The sequence below is a fragment of the Bradyrhizobium sp. HKCCYLRH3097 genome, from assembly GCF_051167875.1.
Taxonomy (GTDB): Bacteria; Pseudomonadota; Alphaproteobacteria; order Rhizobiales; family Xanthobacteraceae; genus Bradyrhizobium.
Genome location: NZ_JBNPTX010000010.1, coordinates 177,385 through 198,668, shown reverse-complemented (window position 1 = coordinate 198,668; position 21,284 = coordinate 177,385). Strand labels below are relative to the sequence as shown.

20 protein-coding genes are annotated in these 21,284 nt (G+C 63.8%); 13 read left to right on the top strand and 7 right to left on the bottom strand.

Translation table 11 applies throughout. From position 1 onward, the window contains the following. Positions 1-14 precede the first annotated feature (14 nt). The 3 genes from ACQR0U_RS23350 (at position 15) to ACQR0U_RS23340 (ending at position 1,973) form a co-directional block, all read left to right on the top strand. Positions 15-1,034, top strand: a complete 1,020-nt coding sequence (locus tag ACQR0U_RS23350) for a GlxA family transcriptional regulator (protein ID WP_315753489.1) — start codon at positions 15-17, stop codon at positions 1,032-1,034. A 197-nt stretch (positions 1,035-1,231) separates the two neighbouring features. Beyond that, positions 1,232-1,534 carry a hypothetical protein gene (locus ACQR0U_RS23345; protein WP_434843998.1) on the top strand — a complete coding sequence of 101 codons (303 nt, stop codon included), beginning with the start codon at positions 1,232-1,234 and terminating at the stop codon, positions 1,532-1,534. A gap of 85 nt (positions 1,535-1,619) precedes the next feature. After that, on the top strand, positions 1,620-1,973 hold the full coding sequence (locus tag ACQR0U_RS23340; protein WP_315713636.1) for a phasin: 354 nt from the start codon (positions 1,620-1,622) through the stop codon (positions 1,971-1,973). A gap of 108 nt (positions 1,974-2,081) precedes the next feature. Here ACQR0U_RS23340 and ACQR0U_RS23335 read toward each other — a convergent pair whose 3' ends face one another. Beyond that, a complete protein-coding gene (locus ACQR0U_RS23335) occupies positions 2,082-2,396 on the bottom strand; it encodes a c-type cytochrome (protein ID WP_315712974.1) in 315 nt (104 codons plus the stop codon). A 151-nt stretch (positions 2,397-2,547) separates the two neighbouring features. Further along, positions 2,548-2,700 carry a hypothetical protein gene (locus tag ACQR0U_RS23330; protein WP_315712972.1) on the bottom strand — a complete coding sequence of 51 codons (153 nt, stop codon included), beginning with the start codon at positions 2,698-2,700 and terminating at the stop codon, positions 2,548-2,550. Between the two features lie 865 nt (positions 2,701-3,565). On the opposite strand from ACQR0U_RS23330, the gene ACQR0U_RS23325 reads away from it, so the two are divergent. Further along, positions 3,566-4,756 carry an OpgC domain-containing protein gene (locus ACQR0U_RS23325; protein WP_410052688.1) on the top strand — a complete coding sequence of 397 codons (1,191 nt, stop codon included), beginning with the start codon at positions 3,566-3,568 and terminating at the stop codon, positions 4,754-4,756. Between the two features lie 10 nt (positions 4,757-4,766). Here ACQR0U_RS23325 and ACQR0U_RS23320 read toward each other — a convergent pair whose 3' ends face one another. Further along, a complete protein-coding gene (locus ACQR0U_RS23320) occupies positions 4,767-5,027 on the bottom strand; it encodes a hypothetical protein (RefSeq protein ID WP_315712969.1) in 261 nt (86 codons plus the stop codon). Between the two features lie 195 nt (positions 5,028-5,222). On the opposite strand from ACQR0U_RS23320, the gene rocF reads away from it, so the two are divergent. Beyond that, positions 5,223-6,197 (top strand): arginase, encoded by a 975-nt coding sequence (gene rocF, locus ACQR0U_RS23315; protein WP_316174107.1) that lies wholly within the window; start codon positions 5,223-5,225, stop codon positions 6,195-6,197. Positions 6,198-6,252: 55 nt separating this feature from the next. Here rocF and ACQR0U_RS23310 read toward each other — a convergent pair whose 3' ends face one another. Both ACQR0U_RS23310 and ACQR0U_RS23305 read right to left on the bottom strand, forming a co-directional pair. Further along, a complete protein-coding gene (locus tag ACQR0U_RS23310) occupies positions 6,253-7,884 on the bottom strand; it encodes an NAD-dependent malic enzyme (protein ID WP_315713635.1) in 1,632 nt (543 codons plus the stop codon). 196 nt (positions 7,885-8,080) lie between these two features. Further along, positions 8,081-9,385, bottom strand: coding sequence for an NRAMP family divalent metal transporter (locus ACQR0U_RS23305; protein ID WP_316192894.1), 1,305 nt, complete (start codon positions 9,383-9,385; stop codon positions 8,081-8,083). A 165-nt stretch (positions 9,386-9,550) separates the two neighbouring features. Here ACQR0U_RS23305 and ACQR0U_RS23300 point away from each other — a divergent pair, with 165 nt between their 5' ends. Both ACQR0U_RS23300 and ACQR0U_RS23295 read left to right on the top strand, forming a co-directional pair. Next, on the top strand, positions 9,551-13,408 hold the full coding sequence (locus ACQR0U_RS23300) for an ATP-binding protein (protein ID WP_316192895.1): 3,858 nt from the start codon (positions 9,551-9,553) through the stop codon (positions 13,406-13,408). Between the two features lie 100 nt (positions 13,409-13,508). Continuing rightward, positions 13,509-14,447 (top strand): hypothetical protein, encoded by a 939-nt coding sequence (locus tag ACQR0U_RS23295; RefSeq protein ID WP_315753499.1) that lies wholly within the window; start codon positions 13,509-13,511, stop codon positions 14,445-14,447. Positions 14,448-14,478: 31 nt separating this feature from the next. Here ACQR0U_RS23295 and ACQR0U_RS23290 read toward each other — a convergent pair whose 3' ends face one another. Then, positions 14,479-14,664, bottom strand: a complete 186-nt coding sequence (locus ACQR0U_RS23290) for a hypothetical protein (RefSeq protein WP_315753501.1) — start codon at positions 14,662-14,664, stop codon at positions 14,479-14,481. 679 nt (positions 14,665-15,343) lie between these two features. Between ACQR0U_RS23290 and ACQR0U_RS23285 the strand changes: the two genes are divergently transcribed. Further along, a complete protein-coding gene (locus ACQR0U_RS23285; protein WP_316169731.1) occupies positions 15,344-15,607 on the top strand; it encodes a hypothetical protein in 264 nt (87 codons plus the stop codon). Positions 15,608-15,944: 337 nt separating this feature from the next. Further along, positions 15,945-16,370 carry a hypothetical protein gene (locus ACQR0U_RS23280; RefSeq protein WP_316192896.1) on the top strand — a complete coding sequence of 142 codons (426 nt, stop codon included), beginning with the start codon at positions 15,945-15,947 and terminating at the stop codon, positions 16,368-16,370. A gap of 289 nt (positions 16,371-16,659) precedes the next feature. Here the strand turns inward: ACQR0U_RS23280 and ACQR0U_RS23275 are convergent, their stop codons facing one another. Further along, on the bottom strand, positions 16,660-17,061 hold the full coding sequence (locus tag ACQR0U_RS23275; RefSeq protein ID WP_434843997.1) for a hypothetical protein: 402 nt from the start codon (positions 17,059-17,061) through the stop codon (positions 16,660-16,662). Positions 17,062-17,156: 95 nt separating this feature from the next. On the opposite strand from ACQR0U_RS23275, the gene ACQR0U_RS23270 reads away from it, so the two are divergent. The 4 genes from ACQR0U_RS23270 to ACQR0U_RS23255 all read left to right on the top strand — a co-directional run bounded on the left by ACQR0U_RS23270 (position 17,157) and on the right by ACQR0U_RS23255 (position 21,212). Next, positions 17,157-18,008 (top strand): hypothetical protein, encoded by an 852-nt coding sequence (locus tag ACQR0U_RS23270; RefSeq protein ID WP_434843996.1) that lies wholly within the window; start codon positions 17,157-17,159, stop codon positions 18,006-18,008. Between the two features lie 3 nt (positions 18,009-18,011). Further along, entirely contained in the window at positions 18,012-19,298 is a 1,287-nt protein-coding gene (locus ACQR0U_RS23265) for a PBSX family phage terminase large subunit (RefSeq protein WP_434872280.1), read from the top strand. A gap of 153 nt (positions 19,299-19,451) precedes the next feature. Then, complete coding sequence (locus ACQR0U_RS23260) at positions 19,452-19,919, top strand: hypothetical protein (RefSeq protein WP_434872279.1); 468 nt, start codon at positions 19,452-19,454, stop codon at positions 19,917-19,919. Further along, the gene (locus ACQR0U_RS23255; protein WP_434872278.1) at positions 19,920-21,212 is read left to right on the top strand and encodes a hypothetical protein; all 1,293 of its coding nucleotides are present in this window, start codon (positions 19,920-19,922) and stop codon (positions 21,210-21,212) included. Positions 21,213-21,284 lie beyond the last annotated feature (72 nt).

The following is a 21,284-nucleotide window of genomic DNA, read 5'->3' as shown; positions in this document are numbered from 1 at the left end:
GCTTAAAGGACAATATGCCCTCGAATTCTGCCAACTCTCCCCGGCGTGCTGCGGTGCGTCGAGATAGTGCCGAAAGGCGGCTGGCCATCTTTGCCTTTCCCGGAGTGACGTTGCTCGACGTTTCCGGCCCGGCGCAGGTGTTCGCCGAACTCAGCGAGATCGAGCTGCCAGGGCCGGGCTATGCGCTGAGCTACGTGTCCAAGGAGGGCGGACTGGTGCCGACCGATGTCGGCCTGATGATCGACACTGCGCCACTCTCGTCCCTGAAGCCTGAGGAGGTCGATACGCTGCTGATCCCGGGGGGGCCCGGCATCTGGAAGCTGCGGCAGGACGAGATGGTGATGCAGTGGATCGGCCAGGTGCTCCCCGGTGCCCGGCGCATCGCATCCGTCTGCCTGGGCGCCTTTGCGCTGGCCTGGGTCGGCGCGCTGGAGGGCAGGCGGGCCGCGACACATTGGCGCTACTGCCCCCGTCTGCAGGACAGTTTTCCGAACGTGAAGGTCGAGCCCGACGCGATCTTTGTGCAGGATGGCCGGGTCTGGTCATCCGCAGGCGTGAGCGCCGGCATCGATCTCGCGCTGGCGATGATCGAGGAGGATTTCGGCCATACGATCGCGCTCGACGTGGCGCGCCGGCTCGTCGTCTTTCTGAAACGTCCTGGTGGCCAGAGTCAGTTTTCGACCGTCCTGGCGGCGCAGGCGTCCGACGTCGAGGGTCGGTTCAGTGCGCTGCATGCCTGGATCATCGAGAACATCGCCAGCGACTTGCGGGTCGAGGCGCTGGCCGCGCGAGCCGGCATGACGCCGCGCACCTTTGCGCGCACCTATGTCAGCCGCACCGGCATGACCCCGGCACAGGGAGTCGAGGCGCTCAGGGTCGAGACGGCGCGCCTCCTACTCGAAAGCCGCCAGATCGAAAACGTGGTCGAAATCGCCAAACGGGCGGGCTTTGGCGACGACGAGCGCATGCGGCGGGCGTTCCTGCGGCATCTCGGTGTGTCGCCGTCGGAGTATCGGCGCCGCTTCTCGGGCTGAGCGGCGCTTGCCGCAACCGGGGCTGACAAGACTCGCCGGACTCGGCGCCCTTTCCTTTGCTTTCGGGTCAATCCCGCCGCTCGCTTTGAGGCCGGTGCGGCCATGCCTTATGCGAGCGCTCAAAGCCTTCCGTAAAAGGCCACGTGTATAATGCTGAAAATTTGATGCAGATCCGCCTCCGCCGAGGGGAAAGGCCAATGACCAACATCGTTCCCTTTCGCACGAGGACACTCTCTCCTGAGGCCGCCTTTGCGAGCGCTGAGCAGAAGGCGGTGGTTGTGGTGGCCGGTGCTGGCCACATGGACACCGTGCGAGCCGGTGCATTCAGCATCAGGGAGGTTGCGAGAAAAACTGTCCTCCTCCTCGATCTTGCCCTGCAGCATGCGCGAGAGCTCTCGGGCCTCGTTGCGGACGAGCGCGCGCGACGGATCTATGATCGTCACCTCGCTTCGATCGAATACGCTTTGCAGATTGCGCGCCAACGTATAGCCGCATTCTGACAGCCGCTGCTTTCCTCCGCATCCATTTGTACGGCGACGCAGGGAGTCGGATGTGGTAGTTGGATCTGTTGTGGAGGAAGCAACGATGACCCAAACCAAACTGGAAGTGCCCGCTGAACTGCGGGACCTGGCCGAAAAGACCATCTCGCAGGCTGAAAAAGCGTTCGAGATGTTCTTCGACGCAGCCGGCAAGTCGATCGGCACAGTTCCCGGGCCTGCCGCCGACATGTCCAAGCAGGCGCTCACTCTTACCGAGCAGAACATCAAGACGGCCTTCGAGCACGCTCGAAAGCTCGTTCACGCCACCGAGCTCGAGGAGGCGATGCGGATCCAGTCCGAGTTCCTGCGCAGCCAGTTCACCAACGCCGGTGAACACATGAAGACGATCACGGCGAGCATCATGTCCGCCGCGAGCAAGGCGACCGAGCCCAAGAGCTGAAGCGCGAGCCTCGCCGTCGCGGGAGCGACGGTCTGCATGGACGGAACTCGGCGGCAGCGCTGCCGCCGAATGGATGCGAGCGGACGAGACGGGCGAAAGAGCCCAGCCCTATTTTCGCAGGCTGCCGATATAGGCGGCGATGTCGGCTGCCTCCAGCCGGTTGAGCGGGAAGCTTGGCATCTTCGGATGCGGGTCGAGCAGGAAAAACGCGACCTTCTCCGGCGTGAAATCCGTTCTCTGAGCAATCTGGGCGAAGGAGGGAACGTCCGCGCTGGCCTGCTTCTGCGTCCCCTCGATGAGGTGGCACGAGGCGCACCAGCGACGGGCCAGATCTCCGCCGTGATCCGGATCGGCGGCCCAGGCCGGTGTCGACGCCGCAGCTGCGATCGCGATCGCCATAACTCTCATCACCGAGGCGTGCATCAAGGAACTCCTGATCTTTGTCTGTCGAGTGGTGGCATACCTCGCCGGAGTGACGGCGGGTGGCTCACGAAGGAATGTTTCGCCCCCGGAGAGGAGCGATCTTGGCGGCTCCGTCTCGCAGGCACGCGCGGCACGTCGATGAATCTCGACGTCAATTACAGCATGATTTGGGAAAGTGGGACAGGTCGATCCGGCTGACGATTGCCTTCAGGAGCGCGGTCGCGCGGCGCAGCCAAGACATATCGGCCGGGCGAGACACGTCGGTCGAGGCGGTGATCGTCAACTCTTCCGCAACGTAGGACATGTCGAGCCCTCCCTGTCGCTCAGCATCTTTCCGCTCAGCCTGTTGACGAGATGCGTACCGCCACATGCTGGGCATGCGGCCGCCTCATAGGCATCGAACTGGTCGGCAAGAACCGGTGCGGCCAAGTCGATCTGAACGTTCGATCCCGTCTGGGAGCAGCGAAAAACGAGAGTTTCCATCATCTAAACATGACAAATGCCGGCATCGATGCCTTGATCTGTCTCAACAGACGATGAGGCGACCGGCGCGTGCCGGACTGCCGGAGGACAGAATGTCAGGTCAGGCTATGCGATGCGGCCTTCGCCCTGCCGATCCGTTCGGCAACGTTTACCGTGGACACGGAACCCGTCTGCGCCGCACGGAGGGCCGCATCGATCTTCGACTTCACGCGCCGCGCTGCGAGCGCAGCGAGTCTGGTCTGGGTGCGTCCGGTCTTGATCTGATCGCCAAACTCGTACCGCCATTCCCAAATGTCCGGTTCAGCAGTCGCCACGACGGTATATTGAACACCTCGGTGGATCACGGAATCCCCCCTGTCAACACTTCCACTCAAAGTCAATGTCTAACCAATCTACAATCAATCCGGGCAAATACGGGACTGGAACAATTGCCAGCTCCGCGGTGGTTAGAGGGTTAACACCACCATGCCGACAATGTTCCGCAGGTGCCCGGCTTCCGTGCACACTTTTCCGGTGCGGATATCGGCCGTGCACAATCGGCGGAAATCGCGGGGCAGCCTGAAGACGCAGACGGGGGCTGCGTTCAAGGGCCCGAAATCTGCCAGAAGGGCGGACGACGCGTGTGGCGGATTCGAGTTCCGATCGATGGCCGGCAGGAGATATCAAGGCACGACATGCCGGAGTCGATGTTAGTCCGCCATCCCGAGACGAGGTCCATCTTGCTTGCCGATGATCAAGAGCTGGCGAAGACAGATAGCGTGGCAGCCGGCAACGGCAACGGAGGTCGTGACCTCCGGGTCGACGCGTTCCGGGGGCTCGCCCTTTGGTTCATCTTCATCGATCATGTTCCGGACAATTCGCTGGCGTGGCTGACGCTGCGCAACTACGGCTTCAGCGACACCTCCGAGGTGTTCGTCTTCGTCTCCGGCTACACCTGCATGCTCGCCTATGGCGGAACGCTGCCGAAGCAGGGCTGGGCGACCACGGTGGTGCGGGCGCTGCGGCGCGCCTGGGAGATCTATGCGGCGTTCCTGGTGCTGCTGCTCGCCTATGCGGCGCTGGTCTGGGTGATCGGCGGCGGCACGCGCTTCGTCGACGAGACCAACACCGGCTTCTTCTTTCGCGAGCCCGGGCCCACGCTGGTGCATGTGGCGCTGCTGCAATTCGCGCCCGTCAACACCGACATCCTGCTGACGTTCGCAATCCTGCACATCTGCTTTCCCGTCATCCTGTGGCTGATGATCACCAGCGCGACGTTGACGCTGGTGCTTTCATTCCTGCTCTACATGATGGTTCAGCTGTTCAGCTGGCAGGTGCCGGCGTGGCCGAGCGGCGAACTGTATTTCAATCCGTTCGCCTGGCAGTTCCTGTTCGTGATCGGCGCCTGGTACGGCTGTGCCGGCACCACGCGCCTGCGTCCGCTCCTCGACTCGCGAGCGCTGTTGATCGTGGCGATCACCTATCTCGCGTTCAGCCTGTTGATGGCGCTCAGCTGGGAGTTCAAGAGTCTCGAGAACCTGATCCCGTCGGCCATCAGCGGCCTGATCTATCCGATCTACAAGAGCCACCTGGCGCCGGTGCGGCTCTTGCACTTCCTGGCGCTTGCCTTCGTGGTGTCGCGGCTGGCGCCGCGCGACTGGAAGGGGCCGATTCGTCCGCTGATGACGGCCATGATCAGGTGCGGCGAGAACTCGCTCCCGATCTATTGCCAGGGTGTGCTGCTGGCCTTCCTCGGCCAGGTCATTCTGACCGACGTGGCGAGCGGGTTGGCGATGCAGCTGCTGATCAGTGTCGCCGGGATCGCGATCATGACCATCGCGGCCACGCTGCTGACATGGGAATCACAGCTCGACCGGCGCGGGCCGCGGCTGTTCTGACCACCGCTCCTCAACGCCGGCGTGCGACGGTGACCCCGAGCAGGAAGGCGACGAACAGGCTCGCGAGCGGCGCCTCGCGGGTGATCGCGCTGATGGTCGACAGGGCGGTCCCCGGCCGCCGCGCGGCCCTTGCCGCTTCGCTCAGCCGGTCGACGGCGGCACCCAGCGTGCCCACCACCTCGCCGAGTGTATGTGACATGTCCGTCGCGGTGTCGAGCGCGCGTTCGGCAACGCCCGGCTGTGGAGGTGTTTCGAACGTTTCGCTGTTCACTGTCGTTGCCTTCTTGCCGCGGCTCGTCGGATTGGCACCCCCCGTGCCGACGCGATTCGGCCGAGGGCGAATGTAATGCTCCTGAAAATGCCGGCTGATGCGATTGGTTCCCATGGACCGAGACGTCGCTGGCGAAGCATGCGGTGCAAAATCGCGCTACGCTGGGCGACCGGCCGTCGATGAAAGGATTCCGTCTTGGCTTCTCCAGACCTTACAGCGCCACATCGCATCGCCGTCCTCGGTGCGCCGATCGATCTCGGCGCGTCGGTCCGCGGTACGCTGATGGGGCCTGCTGCGCTGCGCACCGCAGGTCTCGTCACCGTGCTGGAAAGCCTCGGGCTCGACGTCACCGACTACGGCGATGTCGGCATCGCCGACATCACGGAGCAGGTTGACGAGCCGCCGATGAAGGCCAAGCACTATCGCCAGATCCAGCGCTGGTCGCGGGTGCTGGCGCGTCGCAGTCAAGAGCTGGCGCAGACCGGCGCCATCCCGGTGTTTCTCGGCGGCGACCATTCGCTGTCGATGGGGTCTGTGAACGGGATCGCGCGCCATTGCCGCGAGATCGGGCGGGAGCTGTTCGTGCTCTGGCTCGACGCACATGCCGACTACAACACGCCTGAAACCACCATCACGGCGAACATGCACGGCATGTCCGCCGCGTTCTTGTGCGGCGAGCCGGGTCTCGATGGTCTGCTCGGCGACGAGGCACGCATGTCCATCACCCCAGATCAGTTGGAGCTGTTCGGCATCCGCTCGATCGACAGAGCGGAAAAGGAACTGCTGCGTCTCCGGCGTATCAGCATCGCCGACATGCGCGCCATCGACGAATTCGGCGTCGGCGTGCTGATGCGCCGGATCCTCGACAAGGTTCGTGCGCGGAACGGCGTCCTGCATGTGAGCTTCGATGTCGACTTCCTCGATCCCGAGGTCGCCCCCGGCGTCGGCACGACCGTACCGGGCGGCGCGACCTATCGCGAGGCGCATCTCATCATGGAGATGCTGCACGATTCCGGCCTGGTCCGTTCGGTCGACATCGTCGAGCTCAACCCGTTCCTCGACGAGCGCGGCAAGACCGCGCGCGTCGCCGTCGAACTGGTCGCCAGCCTGTTCGGTCAGCAGATCACGGACCGGCCGACGCCGAGCAATGCGATCGTTCCGGATCAATAGAGCGGATGCCTCCTCACTCGACCTCGGTGAGCCCGAGGCATCCGCGATCTCGGGCTCAGTAGCGGGCGTCGTACATCTTCGACTCGACGAAGCCGAGCAGATCGTTCGGCGCAGGCCCTGTGGCGAGCCCGTTCTGATAGGCAACGCCGGCCACCGCGGCGCCGATATAGGCAGACACCTCGCGGATGCGCGGCAGCGCCGGGTAAAGGCTGCCCTGCTCAAGATCGGCGCCGGTGACGCAGTTCGCCAGGGTATGCGCGGCGGCCATGAACATCTCGTCGGTCACCAGCCGCGCGCCGCTGGCGATGGCACCCAGGCCGACGCCGGGAAAGATGTAGGAGTTGTTGCCCTGGCGCGGCACGAAGGTCTTGCCGTCGAGCTTGACCGGATCGTAGGGGCTGCCGCAGGCGAACAGCGCGCGGCCCTGGGTATAGCGATAGGCCGACTCCGCGGAGCATTCCGCCTTCGAGGTCGGGTTGGAGAGCGCGAAGATGATGGGTCGCTCGTTCAGTTCGGCCATGGCCTGCAGCACTTCTGGCGTGAAGGCGCCGCCGACGGCCGCCACGCCGATGATCGCGGTCGGCTTCAGCGTCCTGATCGCGGTCAGGAAGTCTGCGATCGGCGCCTGGTCGTGCGCATAGCGCAGCTTGTGGCCGTGCAGGTTCTCTCGCCCCTTGATGACGAGGCCGCGCGAGTCCGTCAGCCAGTTGCGCCGCAGCGCCTCTGCTTCGGACAGGCCCTCGGCCATCATGGCGGAGACGACGAGATCCGCGATGCCGGTGGCCGCCTCGCCGGCCCCGAGGAACAGCACCGTCTGGTCGCGGAGCTTGCCGCCGGTGATGCGCAGCGCCGAAAACAGGCCGGCAAGCGCCACCGCCGCCGTGCCCTGGATGTCGTCGTTGAAGACGCAGGCGTCGTCGCGATATTTGTGCAGCAGCTTGAATGCGGCGTGGTTGGCGAAGTCCTCGAACTGGATCAGCACGCCCGGGAAGGCGGCGCGGGCCGCGGTCATGAACTCGTCGACGAACGTGTCGTAGGCTTCGCCCGTAAGGCGCTTCTGGCGCAGCCCAATGTAGTAGGGGTCGGCCAGAAGCTCTTCGTTGTTGGTGCCGACATCGAGCATGACGGGCAGGCACTCTTCCGGATGGATGCCGGCGCAGGCCGAGTACAGCGACAGCTTGCCGACCGGAATGCCCATGCCGTTGGCGCCGAGATCGCCGAGGCCCAGTATGCGCTCGCCGTCGGTGACGACGATGAGCTTGGCGCGATACGGCCAGTTGGCGAGGATCTCCGCGATCCGGCCGCGGTCGTTGGCCGAGATGAACAGGCCGCGCGGACGCTGGAAGATCAGGCCGAATTTCTGGCAGGCGAGGCCGACGGTCGGCGTGTAGATCAGCGGCTGGATCTCGTCGATGTTGTCGCAGACCACCCGGAAGAACAGCGCTTCGTTGCGGTCATGCAGTGCGTTCAGTGCCACGTACTTCTCGAGGTCGCTGGACAGGCTGCGAAGATTGACCAGGATCCGCTCGGCCTGGGCCTGCATCGACATGACCCCGGCGGGCAGGAAGCCGCGCAGGCCGAGCGCATCGCGCTCCTGCTCGGTAAAGCCGGTGCCCTTGTTGAGCAGCGGATCGCGCAGCAGCGCGAGTCCGCGCGGAGAATAGGGGGGTAGCGTCGATGCGCTCATGCGTTGCGGCTGGGTCAAGGCAGTCTCCGAGGTCCTTTGTTCGAGCACCGCCATACCGGAGCGCGCCCGGCGTTGATCGGCATCAATCGCGGCGGGATGGCGGGAACGGGACTGTTAACACAGTTTACGTTCCGCATTGCACCAATGACGTTGTGCAACTGCGTTGCAGCCCACGCAAAGGAAAATGCGATGGCCGCTAGGCGCGGCCCGTGACGAATGACCAAAGCAGCGCCAGCACGGCGATGGCCATGATACCTGTCCCCATCCACCCCAGGGCGATCAGCCAGGTCCGTCCGCGGAAGCGGCCCATCAGCCTGGGATTGGACACGATCACCATCATCATCGCCATGATCGGCACAGCGGCGATGCCGTTGAGCACGGCGCTCCACACCAGCATATGGATCGGGTCGATGCCGGTGAAGCCGAGCCCGAAGCCGATGATCGTGGCGGCAGCGATGATGCTGTAGAAGCCGACCGCCTCGTCCGGCTTGGCCTCCAGGGTCGCGTGCCAGCCGAAGATCTCGGCGACGGCGTATGCCGCCGAGCCCGCCAGCACCGGGATCGCCAGCATACCGGTCCCGATGATGCCGAGCGCGAACAACAGGAAGGTGAAGTCGCCCGCGAGCGGGCGCAGGGCTTCGGCGGCCTGCGTCGCCGAGTCGATCCTGGTGATGCCATGCGCGTGCAGCACCGTGGCGGTCGTCACGATGATGAAGAACGCGATCGCGTTCGAGAAGATCATGCCGATCGTGGTGTCGATCCTGATCCGTCGGAGGTCGGGGTGGTCCTTCTTCGACAGCTCGCGCAAGGGACGGTCGACCTTGCCCTGGTTCATCTCCTCGACCTCCTGCGAGGCCTGCCAGAAGAACAGGTAGGGGCTGATGGTGGTGCCGAGCACGGCCACCACCGTCAGCAGATAGTTGGCCTCCGTCGAGAAGCTGGGCCAAACCGCCGCGAGCAGCGCCGTGCTCCAGGGCACTTTGACCATCAAGGCGGTCGCGACGTAGGCGAACAGGCTGAGGGTCAGCACCTTGATGAAGGGTGCGTAGCGGCGGTAGGGCAGGAATACTTGGAGCAGCGTCGAGCCGGCGGCGAAGATCAGCGCGTGCTCATGATTGAGACCGCCGATCACCAGCGACAGCGACTCCGCCATCGCCGCAATGTCGGCTGCGATGTTGAAGGTGTTGGCGCCGACCAGGAGCGCGACGAGGCCGAAGACGATGCCGCGTGGCGCAAGCGCGGTGATGTTGGCCGCCAGCCCTTTGCCGGTGACACGGCCAATGCGCGCGCTCACCAGCTGGATCGCGATCATGAAAGGCGCTGTCAGAAAGACCGTCCACAACAGCCCGTAGCCGAACTGCGCGCCGGCCTGGGAGTACGTCGCTATTCCCGACGGATCGTCGTCGGCGGCACCGGTCACGAGACCTGGACCCAACAGCCGGAATACGCTCCAGAGCGACCGTTTCGGCTTGTTCGGTTCAGATCCGATGGTCGTGGTCATGGCAGCGCTCCCCCGGCGGTGTATGTCTCTCGAAGTCGCACGACCCCTTTTTGTTCCCGGCTCCGGAACCGGAGGAGATTACCAGCGTTCCAGATCACGTCGGATTTCGACCAGGGGGAGCGCGTGCCGGACCAGCGACAAACAGGGCACGATCAGGAGCTCGGCATGGCCGAGCGCGAGAGGCTTTTTTCCGGAGGCAGTGAGCTGGCCGGACTGATGTTGCGGTTCGATTGGGAGAGCACCTCGATCGGACCGCCGGCGCGTTGGCCGCAGAGCCTGAAGACGGCCGTCAGGATCATGTTGACATCCCAACAGCCGATCTGGATCGGTTGGGGCAGGGAGCTGATCTATCTCTACAACGATGCTTACAAGACCATCATCGGCGGCAAACATCCGTGGGCTCTCGGCCGACCGATCTCTGCAGTCTGGCACGAGATCTGGGAGGACATCGGTCCGTTGCTGGCCAAGGCCGGCGGCGGTGATCAGGGCACCTATGTCGAGGCGCAACTCCTGATCATGGAGCGCAACGGCTTTCCCGAGGAGACGTACTACACATTTTCCTACAGTCCCATTCCGGACGACGATGGATCACCCGGAGGAATCTTCTGCGCGAACACCGATGACACTCAGCGCGTGATCAGCGAGCGCCAGCTCTCGTTGCTGCGCGAACTGGCAAATGCCGGGGCCGGGGCCCGCAGCATCGATCAGGCCTGCGCAAGCTGCGCGGACGCCTTGGCGCGGGAGTCGCGCGACCTGCCGTTCGCAATGATCTACATGACCGACCCGGACGGCGAGGCGGCGCGACTGGAGGCCCTGACCGGCATCGACCGCGATCATCCTGCCGTTCAGCCGAGGCTGAGAATTCAGCCGGAGGGAACGTGGCCTCTGGCTGAAGCGCTGAAGCTGCAGGATGCGGTGCTGGTTCGTGACCTTCCGCGGCGGTTCGGCCTCAGTTTTCCGACCGGCGGATGGCGTCAGCCGCCACAGCACGCCGTTGTGCTTCCGCTGCCCGCGTCGGGGGAAGCCGGACGGGGCGGATTCCTCATCGCAGGTCTCAATCCGTTCCGTCTCTACGACGAGAGCTATGCCCGCTTCCTGAACCTCGTCGCGGGGCAGATTGCAGCGGCCGTCAGCAATGGCGGGGCCTATCAGGCAGAGCGCCGTCGGGCGGAAGCGCTGGCCGAAATCGACCGCGCCAAGACGACGTTCTTTTCCAACATCAGCCACGAGTTTCGCACGCCGCTGACGCTGATGTTGAGCCCGCTGGAAGACCTGCTCGGCCGCGACGAGGCCCAACTCACCTCCGACGCGCGATCCGTCCTCAGCCTGATCCACCGCAACGGCATTCGCCTGTTGAAGCTCGTGAACACTCTGCTCGACTTTTCGCGCATCGAGGCCGGCCGCATGACCGCGCACTTCGAGCCGATCGATCTTGCGGTTTTCACGGCCGAGCTCGTGTCCAACTTCCGCTCGGCGACGGATCCTGCCGGCCTGCGTCTCACCATCGACCCAACGCCGCTGTCCGAGTCGGTGTATGTCGACCGCGACATGTGGGAGAAGATCGTTCTCAATCTGGTGTCGAATGCGTTCAAGTTCACCTTCGAAGGTGAAATCGCGGTGTCGATCGGCTTGTCCACTGACGGCAATCATGCCGAGCTCAGGGTTCGCGACACCGGCACCGGCATCCCGCCCAGTGAACTGCCGCACCTGTTCGAACGGTTCCGTCGCATCGAAGGCGCGCGCGGCCGATCCTTCGAGGGCAGCGGCATCGGTCTCGCTCTCGTGCAGGAGCTGGTGAGGCTTCATGGAGGGGAGATCGCTGTAGACAGCGAGCTCGGTCGCGGCTCGGTTTTCACCGTGCGAATTCCGCTAGGCTCGGCGCATCTGCCAGCGGGCCAGATCGGACCTTCCCGTGTCCTGGCCGTTACCAACGTCCGTGCCGAAGCCTACATCGAGGAGGCGCTCGGGTGGTTGAACGGCGGTGTGCCGTTCGAGCTTCCTCACCCGTCATCATCCGACGACCTGGGAGTTCGCTCCGCGACGGCATCGGCCCGTGATCGCGTGGTGCTCGCGGACGACAATCCTGATATGCGCGACTACGTCCGCCGTCTGCTCGGCGAGGATTATGACGTGGAGGCGGTCAGCGATGGCATGTCTGCCCTGGAGGCCGTCCGACAGCGCCGCCCCGATCTCGTGCTGACCGACGTCATGATGCCGGGGCTCGACGGCTTCGGCCTGCTGAAAGCGCTGCGTAGCGATGCGCAGCTTCGCGACATTCCTGTGGTCATGCTGTCGGCGCGCGCCGGAGAGGAGGCCAAGGTCGAGGGGCTTGATGCCGGGGCGAGCGACTATCTCACCAAGCCGTTCAGCGCGCGCGAGCTGCTGGCGCGGGTGCGCGCCAATATCGATCTGTCGCGGGTGCGGCACGAGGCCGAGATCACGCTGCGTGAGCTGAACGAGCGTCTGGAGACGCAGGTCTCCGAGCGTACCGCGGAGCTGCAGGCCAAGGAGGCGCGGCTGCGGACGATCTTCGAGGCGAGCTACACGTTCCAAGCGCTGCTCTCGTCCGATGGGACGCTTCTGGACGCCAATGCGACCTCGCTCGAAGCGATCGCTGCGCCGCTGCACGAGGTCGCAGGGCTGCCATTCTGGGAGACGCCGTGGTTTGCGGGTACGCCCGGCATGCCCGAGGTGATCAGATCCCTGGTCGACGCCGTCGCTCGCGGCGACGGGGCGCGCCAGGAGCTGCAGCTCGAACTGCCGGTCGGCGGCTCGCGCTGGTTCGACTTCCAGATGCGGCCGGTGCGGGACGAGACCGGACAGGTGGCCGCCATCGTGCCCGAGGCGGTCGAGCTGACCGAACGGCGCAAGGCGGAGGAGGCATTCCGCCAGGCCCAGAAGATGGAGGCGATCGGCCAGCTCACCGGCGGCGTCGCGCACGACTTCAACAATCTGCTGACCGTGATCCGGTCGTCGGCCGACCTGTTGCGCCGGCGCCAGCTGTCCCCGGAGCGCATGCGGCGCTACGTGGATGCGATCTCGGACACGGCGGATCGCGCCGCCAAGCTCACCGGACAGTTGCTCGCTTTCGCGCGGCGGACGCCGATGGAGCGCCGCGTCTTCGATGCCGCGGGGCATATCGAGCGGATCGAAGAGATGCTGCAGACCGTCCTCGGAGCGCCGGCCGTGATCGAACTCGACCTCGCATTGCGGCCGCTTCCGGTCGACGTCGACATCAATCAGTTCGAGACGGCGCTCGTGAACCTCGTCGCCAATGCGCGTGATGCGATGGAGGGGCAGGGCGTCCTGACCATTCGCGGCGAGATCGTCCGAGAGGACGGTCGGTCCGGGCAGTCGTCGTTCGTCTCCATTGCCGTCAGCGACACCGGATCCGGCATTCCTCCAGATCAGATCGACCGGATCTTCGAGCCGTTTTTCACCACCAAAGGGGTTGGGCGCGGCACCGGCCTCGGCCTGTCTCAGGTCTACGGCTTCGTTCATCAGTCCGGCGGACGGGTGCTGGTCGACAGTGAGCTCGGCAAGGGCACGAAGCTGACATTGTTACTCCCGCTGACGCACAAGCCGCTGGGACCGCGCGAGCGGAGCGAGCAGGGTCCCGAACAGCTCGCCGCGCGCTGGAATGTGCTGGTCGTCGAGGACAATCCGGAAATCGGCGAGTTCTCCACGCAGTTGCTCGAGGATCTCGGCTACCGAACGGTGCTCGCGCGCAGCGGAACGGATGCGTTGCGGATGATCGACGAGGATCCCGAGAGCTTCGATCTCGTGCTCAGCGACGTCGTGATGCCCGGCATGGACGGGGTGACGCTCGGCCAGGAAATCCGCCGGCGGCTGCCGATGATCCCGATCGTGCTCAACAGCGGCTACAGCCATGTCCTCGCCGACGGCGACCGCCACGGTTTCAGCCTGATCCAGAAGCCTTACTCGGTCGACGAGCTGTCGCGCGTGCTGCGGCAGGTCATGGCCGCGCGAGCCGCAGGCGCGAAGCCGGCGTCGTCGGCATGAGAACCGCGGCAGCTTTCCCCTGACCATGGTGGGCCTCGCGCGATCCGCACTTGAAGGATCGCGCCGGACCGGCGTATTTTCGGTCTCCGGGGGAAGTCTCATGGCAGACGAGAAATGGCGGCTGCGTGGCGGTCGGGCGCAGCGGCGGATATTCGCTCTTGTCTCGGGCGCGGCGCTGGTGACGAGCGGCGGCGCCCTTGCCAAGGACGATGAGGCGGACGCGCCGGCGCCGGGCCTTGCCAACGTCTACATCGATTTCCGCACGAACTACGCCTATGTGCCCGGCGGAGCATTGTCGACGGGCCTTGGCGACACCTCCCTGTTCGGAACTCTGTCGCAGCTCGCGACCTTGCGCAAGCTGCTCGACCGTCCAGCCTTGCCAGGACGGCCGCAACTGTCGGCTCCGACCAACCAGGGCCTTGGCGTCGACGTCCCGCTCACGGTCGATCTCGGCGACGCGTTGTCGCTCTACGCGGGCTTCACCGGCAGCACGTCGTACAACGGCCTGTCCGGCTGGTCCGACGTGGCGGTCACGAGCTGGTTCCTCGGCTTCCAGGCCGATGTCTATCAGCAGAACGGCGGCGCGCTTCCGACGCTCACCTTGCAGTCGACGCTGACCCGGTCGGTGCCGGACGCGCCGTTGGCGACGACCTCGTTCAACACCGTCATCGAAGCCAAATACGCGCTCGATCCGGATGAGATGAAAGGCTGGCTCGCCGGCGTTCAATATACCCATGTCGAGGTCGACTCAGTGCTAGCGCATGTCGGCAGCACGACGGCGGGCTATGTCGGCGGCTTCTATCAGTGGGAGAACAACTGGAAGGTCTCCGCGCGCGTCGGCCTCCAGTCGTTCGGCGGTGCGCAGCTGCTTGCTGTCACGCCGATCGCGCCCTACACGCAGCCGCTGGTCAGGCTGGATCTCGACCGCATGGACGATGACGACAACCGGCTGTTCGGCATCACCGCGCAGATCGCCTGGGCGCCGAAGCCGGTCTACCAGCTGACGGTGAGAACGCCGCTCTACGCGATCAAGAACTGACGGGTTGATCGAAGCTTCGCGCCGGCTCGTGTCAGCGCATGCTCACGAACTTGCCCCAGAGGGCGGCCAGCAACGCGCCCGTCATCATGTAGTGCGGCTTGTCGCAGAACAGGCTGCCATATTGACAGACATCGGCGCCGACCGCTCCGAGCTGGTGCTGGCTCGCCACATAGAACAGGGCGGACAAGCCGGCGAGCACGACCGCAACGACATACATCGGAAGATCTCCTCCGCCGGCCGCGCCCGACGGGCTGAAGTTGCGTTGCCGGCCGGCGCAACTATCTGCGCTTGACACGTCGGGCAAATCAGGCGCATTTTGCCATCGTCGAAGAAATCATAGAGCCCGCGCCGCGAACTCGGCAGCGGGCTTTTTGTTCGCTCGGACCGGATTTGGAGCGGCGGTTATCGAAATCGCAAGGCCTGACTGCTGCATTTCGATCAAATTTGACACGTCGGGCAAATCACCGGCATAGTGTTATTATCGAATTTTCCGAAAATATGATGCCGGGTTGTCCGCGGGCATTTGACGTGAGCAGCGCAGGCCGGCATCGTCTGTCGACCATGATCGCCGGCAATTCATCGCGCGCCGGCGCGAAGACAACTTCGAACATCCGGTTACTCGCTGGCCTGCGCGAACGGGCCGGCGCGTGGGCGTGGCGACCGTCGCTCCGCCCGCAGCGGTCTCTTGCTTGAGCCGAGGGATAGGGTTCGCGCCTGAAACGATCGCGCGTTCGGCTGCGATCTGCCGCACTTTTCCTTCGCCCAGGAGAGAGAGGAAGATGACCGCCTATCTCATCGCGCTCGCCCTGATCGGCCTGGTGATGATCGCAGCCGCCGATGCGATCTCGTGACGATCACCAACCTCGCATTCACCATCCATGATACCGGACTTGACCATGTCGAAGACGATCACCGAAATTCGCTCGATGGCCCGCAGCCACACCAAGACGGCGATCAATACGCTGGTTGGCGTGATGCGCTCGCCGAAGGCGACACATGCCGCGCGCGTGTCCGCCGCCAACGCCATCCTCGACCGCGGTTGGGGGAAGGCGCCTCAGGCGCTGCAGAACAGCGAGGACGGCGCCCTCGAGCTGATCCACCGCATCGAGCGTGTCATCGTGCATCCGGATGGAGAGGACGATGCACAGGAGGATGAGTGATCCCGGTGGTGGGTGAGGCGTGTGCGCTCGTACGATCGGAAGATCGACGTTCAATTGAGTGGCGGCTTGCTGTTCACCCCGGCTTCCGCGACGGTGGCGAAACCAGATCAAAACGCGTCGGCCCGAAATAGTGTGTCAAGACGGACTCAGCGCCCAAACAAGTAGGAAAAGTCGGAGCCGGCCGACTTGACGCCGATGCGCGTTTGTTCGAGCTTTGTTCTCGATGCGAACGTCGCCCCGCGTCGTTTCTTTCCGTGGGAAATCGCAGTCTGGATATCTTCGGGTCATCAACATGATTGCATCAGCATGGTCTCGGCAGGCGCGAGTTGTGAGTGTCTTGAAGCGGCTGCTTGCTCTCTGGCTGTTGCTCTTCGGATTATCGTGCCGCGCGGCTGTCGCAAGCGATGTCCTCATCAGCTATGCGGTTGAAGCCAAGGGAGAGACGGATAGCGGCAATCTCAACGATTGCGAAAAGGTCGGCGTATGCCGCTTCCACGCTGCCGGTCTGGACGTTGAAATCGTCCTCTATTCAGAAGCAGGCGTTGCCATGCTGGAGATGATTGTCAAAGGACCGCCTGACTGCTGTTATACCTTCGAGGCCAAAGAGCAATTTCGAGCGACCATCAAACCCGGCCTGACGCGGTTGGAGATCTATCAGCGCATGTGGTCACCGCACGATGATTTCGTCAGGACCCCATTCTCCTGGAATGGACGGATTGGAACCGTCTATCTCGCATTCTCACAAAAGCGCTTGGCGAAGTAATCGGGCGCGCGGGAGCTGGCCGTTGACAATTCCTCCGTAATCTGATGTTCTGTTTTTGTTCCAGGGGAGCTCAGCTCGTGCGACTGTCCTCGTTCGCCCCTCGCCTCAGAGGCTGGAGGCCGTCGGATGACACTTGTCGCGACCAGCCTCAGCACTTCGGTAGCCCGCATGCGTTGCGCGGTAGAGGAGGCGTATTGTGCGACCTAATAAGGGGGGACTGATCGCTTCGGCCCTCTACGCCGTGCACTTTCTGGTGTTCAGCTGCCTGTCATATTTCGCCGGCTTGAAGTCAAGCGTATTGTTGGCCGAAATGGCTGTTCTTCCGGCCGGGATGATCCTTGGTTGGTTGTGGCCAGCCTTGGGTCTTCACGATCCGCCCTTCGATATCGATAGTTGGATGAATAGCTATCTCTTCTATTTCCCCGTAAGCCTGCTTGTGTCGTATCTTTTCGGATGGATGCTTCATAGTCTCTGGCGTCTGGCTGTCAGACGCATTGGTCCTGGCCTGGACCGGATCGACGCCCGTTTGATCAAACGATTCCATCGGGATTAGTCGCACGACGCGACGACCGGTGGCCTCGTTGCGCGGCGAGCGCCGATCCGCATAGCGGCGCGCAGGACGGACTGCCCGCTCCAACATTTCGCGGTCGCAAGATGAATGAGCCCGACGCTGAGCCGCCGGCGTCGTCATATGGATAGCTGCGCCACCATGTCGCGTCCAACTGCGCTCGCAGCGAGCACGCAGCGTTCATTCAACAATCTCTATCAACACAAAGGGAGGCGACTATGGCCGCTCGACACTCGCTCACATTTCAGATCAATCCCGGCCTGCCGGGGCACGCCGCCGTCGTCGTCAATGATCCGACCGGGCAGGTGTATGCGGGATTCGGGCCAGAGCATCATGGTTCGATTTCTGACAAGGGAAGATTCGACGCTCATTCGATGCAGGATGGAAAGGCGCCACCGAACGACTTTTCCAGCGTTGCGGATGAGGGCCAATACGCAACGTTCACAGTTCCAATCACCGAACGGCAAGCGGATCTCGCCCGTGGCGAGATCGCAAAGCTCAGTGCCGAGCCTCTCTTTTACAATGGCTGGGATCTTGCTCGTTTTTCACAAGACCCCCGCATCTGTACTTCGATCGTGAACCGGATCACCGAAGCTGCAGGTCTCGGAAAGCACCTCTATCCGGTTCCGCAAGCCAACTACGAGTATCTGTCCGACATAGCCGACACGTTGGCGAAGGATCCAAAAGCGCGGAGATTGGCACGAACCGGATTGCCAGTTCCTGACGCCCTTCGTGGAATTCAGAAGGACTACGCCTACGTCGGCGGTGGAGCGGACACTCCTTCCGAGCGATTGGGACGGTTTCCCGGTCAATCAAACAGCGGCGCGCGATCCGTGCCCGCCGCCCTCTTCGATGAGCGGTTTGGAGACTGGATCAATCCGGTGGAAGGAGCCGCCGTGCCAAGGCAGGCCGAGTCGGGCTTCACCATCGAGGACAAGCGTCAGCCCTTACGCCGTCTTCGATCGCGGCAGTCGACTCCGACGGATCAATCCGTATTCGATGCTGGGGCTCCGCCCGTGCCCTTCCTGTCGGGCCCGTGGACCGCGCAGCCGCCCGGCAGAAGCAGGTGATCGTTGTCTACGCTGAAAATCCTCACCGCAAGAGTGTTCGAGCCACTGCTCGCGCCGGCTCGCTACAAGGGCGCGTTCGGCGGGCGTGGCTCGGGCAAGTCGCACTTCTTCGGCGAACTGCTGGTCGAGACCTGCCAGGCCGAACGAGGTACGCTCGCCGTCTGCATTCGCGAGGCGCAACGCACCTTGGCGCAATCATCCAAGCGGCTGATCGAGGACAAGATCGCGGCGCTCGGCCTCGGCCAAGGCTTTCGGTCGTTCAGCGACCGCATCGCGACGCCGGGCGACGGGCTCATCATCTTTCGCGGCATGCAGGATCACACCGCGGAATCGATCAAGTCGCTGGAGGGATTTCGCATCGCCTGGATCGACGAGGCACAGACCCTGAGCGCGCGCTCGCTGGCGCTACTGCGGCCGACGATCCGCGCGCCGCGCTCGGAACTGTGGGCGAGCTGGAATCCGCGCCGCAAGTCGGATGCCGTCGACGATTTCCTGCGCAGCCGCAAGCCGGACGGGGCGGTCGTGGTGAAGGCGAATTGGCGCGACAACCCGTGGCTTCCGGCGGTGCTTGACGAAGAGCGCCGACTCGACCTCGCGCTCTATCCCGACCGTTACGAGCACATTTGGGAGGGCGACTACGTGCGCGCGTTCGAAGGAGCCTATTTCGCCGATCTGCTTGCGCAAGCGAAGCGCGACGGGCGGATCGGCAAGCTGGCGGCGGATCCGCTGCTGCCGTTGCGCGCCTTCGTCGATATCGGGGGCGCCGGCGCCACAGCCGACGCGTTCACGATCTGGATCGTGCAGTGGGTCGGCAACGAAATTCGCGTGCTCGACTATTATGAGGCGGTCGGCCAGGTCCTCGCCTTCCACGTCAACTGGCTCCGCACGCGCGGCTATCAGAACGCGATCCTCTATCTTCCGCATGATGGCCTCGCGACCAATGCGGTGACCGGCAAGCGCTATGCCGACCATCTGCGCGACGCCGGCTTCGCTGTCGAACCGCCGCTCAAGAACCAGGGCAGGGGGGCGGCGATGATGCGGATCGAGGCCCTGCGCCGGCTCGGCCCGCAGCTCTGGTTCAACGAAGCGGCGACCGAAGCCGGGCGCGAGGCGCTCGGCTTCTATCACGAGCGCAGGGATGAGACGCGCAATGTCGGGCTCGGCCCCGAGCACGACTGGTCGTCGCACGCCGCCGATGCGCTCGGACTGATGGCGGTCTGCTACGAGGCTCCGGGGCGGACCGCAAGCTTTAACCGTCCCATTCGATATCAGGATGCGGGGTGGCGGTAACGTCGCCAGGGCTGGCGAAGGCGTTGGAGAGCCGATGGTCCCAGACGTTATGCGTGCCGCACTCTTCGCGATCGTGATTGACAACCGCGAATTGTCGTCGTTCTTTATTTGTTCCCGACGCGCCCGCTGGCTCTGAACTTCGTGAAGGCCGACATGCAGCTTCTGTTCAAGCTTCTAAAGTATGGCTCCGTAACGCTCATTCTCGTCGCGTGGTTTCCGCTCCAGTTTTCAGTTGTTTCGAACCTTCCGCAGCTTGCGCTGGCGGTCGTCGTGACTGGTTATCTGGTTGCAATCCTTCTGCTTGCCCTGGCGACCGTGTCAGGAAGGTTTGGTGTGAAGCTGACAGCTCGGCTGAATAGGTGGTTTGTGCTCTTCGCGCCTGTGGCGCTTGCGCCGCCTGTCCACCTCTATCTGGTGCTCGAGACCTATTGGTACGACATCTACTACCGCTGCGACGAGTGCGGATGGGTGCAGTTCCTGGCTCTTCTTGTGAAGGAGCAGGAGAGCCTCCTCGCGTCCCATACGCTCCAGATCTTTGCTGCGGCCGCAGCGCTGTATGCCATCCTCCTCGCTTCAAGCCTTTTCATCCAAGTCATGCACGGACGTTTCCAGGGGAATTGAATGACAACCTATTTGCGAACTGCGGAAGATAGAAAGCGGGCGCTCCTGGATGATGCGCCGGATACCAAGTTCGAATTCGAAAGCCAGAAGTTCTCCGACATTCCGAAGGATAAGCGACCTGCCATCAATACCGCTGTGCAGCACCACCAGTGGGGTGCTCAGCAAGTCAAGACGTACAATGCGCTGATCGAGGAGGCCGCCAGGCGCCATGGGGTAAACCCCGATCTCGTGAGAGCCGTGATCTACACGGAGGTCTCGAGAGGCGGCGAGTACGGTTATCCGGGGGAGGCTGTGGGCCGGGCGGTGAGGTCGCTGTTTCGACTCGACCATGACGTGATTGCTCGCACGATCCTGCCAGGCAACATCGATTCCAGTTGGCAGAAGCTCATTCCCGGATCCGACGTTCACACCCCGCGAGACAACATCGAGCTCACCGCGAAGCTGCTGGCGGGGATCGCAAAGCGGCTGGACGATCCCAGCGTAGAAAACATCTACTCGCTCTACAACGGCCTGTCGCACGATCGAACGTATGTGAACAAGCAGATCAAGTCGACGCCTTACTATGCCAAACGTGCGTTCGAGGATAAGGCCTGGGAGAAAGACGAGTGGTCCGCGCCCGATCCGGCCGATGATCCCGCGGAGGGCGGACCGGTGGCTCCGGGCAACCAGGTCGGTCCCGTCGGATCGCGCGCGCCGTCGGCTGCTCATGATGCTCCCGCCTGGTTCGACGACCGCTTCGACCGATGGTCGCCTCCGACCAGCGCCGCCGCGGTGTCGCAATCACCGCTCCTGCGTGAGCTCGCGCGCCGCGGGAATGCGGAGGCGGCTGGCGCTCAGCCGTTTCGGTCCGGGTCCCCACCGCCGTCTCTCCCGTTTCCTGGAGAGTCGGGAGAGCCGCCGAACCAGGCCGATCTCGCCGCGAGTGGAGGCGGCCCCGATCCGGTCAGGTCTCCCATCCGCATCCTGCGCTCCCGCCGCGCAGATCAGATGCTGCCAACAGCGAACGTCGGACCGCCCGGGACTGCTCCCAATCAAATGCCCGTCGGGGACCAAGTGCCGTCGTTCGATGATCGGTTCGGAAGCTGGGCGTCGACGGGCAATGTGACCGCGCCGCTCTCGCCCTATATGCCGTTCTTGCCGATGCCGGAGTCGGCAGGCTCGGCCGGTGTGCTCACCGGGAATGCAATGCCGGATTATCCCTTCGAGATTCCGGCGTTTGGAGAGGCAACGCCTGGCTTGGAGGATTGGGCCGGGACTCGGCGTCGGCGTTCGCCGTGGGGCCCGGCGCGCTGATTGCGGCCCCGTCTGCGAACAGGCTTGGCGGCGACCGCGTCTGGCGCCTTCCCGTTGATGCCGCTCTTCATC